The following is a 1,889-nucleotide window of genomic DNA, read 5'->3' as shown; positions in this document are numbered from 1 at the left end:
TACGCCGAAGACGGCCGCCTGTTTGGCCGCGCCGAAATGCTGTTGGCGTCTAAGAAGTTGGGTCTCAAAGCCAAGTCTGCACGCAGCTCTCTTTCCCGTCTGAGTCATACACCTCTTCCGGCAATTGCCACTGACAGCGATGGGCGCTTCTTTATCATCGCCCGTTTGGATGACGGCAAAGCACTGATCCATGACCCTCAGGCCCAGCGCCCGGAAGTGCTTAGTCTCGAAGAGCTGGAAGCGCGCTGGACTGGCGAGTTGATCCTGATCCGCTCCGAAGCTTCATTGGCTGGCGACCTGGCGCGTTTCGATTTCAGTTGGTTTATCCCCGCCATTGTTAAGTACCGCAAGCTGCTCGGCGAAGTGCTGCTGGTGTCGTTTGTGCTCAATATTTTCGCCTTGCTCACGCCGCTGTTCTTCCAGGTGGTGATGGACAAGGTGCTGGTGCACCGCGGTCTGACTACGTTGGATGTGATCGCCATCGGCCTGCTCGGCATCATGATCTTCGAGACGCTGCTCAGTGGCTTGCGCAGTTATGTGTTTGCCCACACGGCCAGCCGCATCGATGTGGAACTGGGCTCTCGTTTGTTCCGCCATCTGGTGACCCTGCCGTTGGCCTACTTCCAGGCAAGGCGGGTCGGCGACTCGGTTGCACGCGTACGCGAGCTGGAAAACATCCGCAGCTTCCTCACCGGCAACAGCATCACCCTGATTCTGGATGTGCTGTTCTCGGTGGTGTTTATCGCTGTGATGTTTATGTACAGCGGCTGGCTGACCCTGGTGGTGATTTTGTCGCTGCCGCTGTACTTCATTGTGTCCCTGCTGATCACCCCGGTATTGCGGGCGCGCCTAAACGAGAGCTTTTCCCGTGGTGCAGAGAATCAGGCGTTTCTGGTAGAGACCATAAACGGCATCGACACCCTCAAGTCGATGGCGGTGGAGCCGCAGATCAACCGCAAGTGGGATAACCAACTGGCTGGCTATGTGGCCGCCAGCTTCAAGACTCAAACCCTTTCGACCATTGCCAATGAAAGCGTCGGCTTTATTGGTAAATTGGTAACTGTCACCACCCTGTGGCTGGGCGCGCGTTTGGTGGTTGAGGGTGATCTGAGTGTTGGTCAGTTGATCGCGTTTAACATGCTTGCTGGCCGAGTATCGCAGCCGATCATGCGTCTAGCTCAGCTGTGGACCAACTTCCAGCAGACCGGCGTTTCAGTGCAGCGCTTGGGCGATATTCTCAATACCCGCACTGAACTTTCACAAGATTCGCGCAGCGCTTTGCCGCCACTACGCGGCGATGTCGAATTCGACCAAGTGCACTTCCGCTATCGCCCAGATGGCTCGGAAGTGCTGCGCGGTATCAGCCTGACCATCCAGGCGGGTGAAGTAATTGGCGTAGTAGGGCGCTCCGGTTCTGGCAAAAGTACATTGACCCGTTTGCTACAGCGTCTCTACACCCCCGAGCGCGGCCGCGTGCTTGTCGACGGTATGGACCTGGCCCTAGCTGATGTTTCTTCGCTGCGCCGGCAGATCGGCGTGGTGCTACAGGACAACATGCTCTTCGCCCGCAGCATTCGCGAGAACATTGCCCTGGTTGACCCGGGCACGCCCATCGAAGCCGTGATGCAGGCAGCCAAGATGGCCGGTGCTCACGAATTCATCCTGGAGCTGCCGGAAGGCTACGACACCGTGGTCGGTGAACATGGCGCCTCGCTGTCCGGCGGCCAACGCCAACGCATCGCCATCGCCCGCGCGCTGATCGGCAACCCGCGCATCCTGATCTTCGACGAAGCCACCAGTGCGCTGGACTATGAGTCCGAGCGCATCATCCAGCAGAACATGCAGGCCATCTGCAAAGGCCGTACGGTGATCATCATCGCGCACCGCCT

1 protein-coding gene is annotated in these 1,889 nt (G+C 58.3%); it reads left to right on the top strand.

Annotated elements, in window-relative coordinates:
- The coding region (locus ACIN8IBEIGE_RS20755; protein WP_160016446.1) for a type I secretion system permease/ATPase at window positions 1-1,889 on the top strand (1,889 nt) is incomplete at both ends.

Source organism: Pseudomonas sp. 8BK (assembly GCF_902506475.1).
Lineage (GTDB): Bacteria > Pseudomonadota > Gammaproteobacteria > Pseudomonadales > Pseudomonadaceae > Aquipseudomonas > Aquipseudomonas anguilliseptica.
The sequence above is the reverse complement of the archived record's forward strand: the minus strand, read 5'-3'. Positions and strand labels throughout refer to the sequence as shown.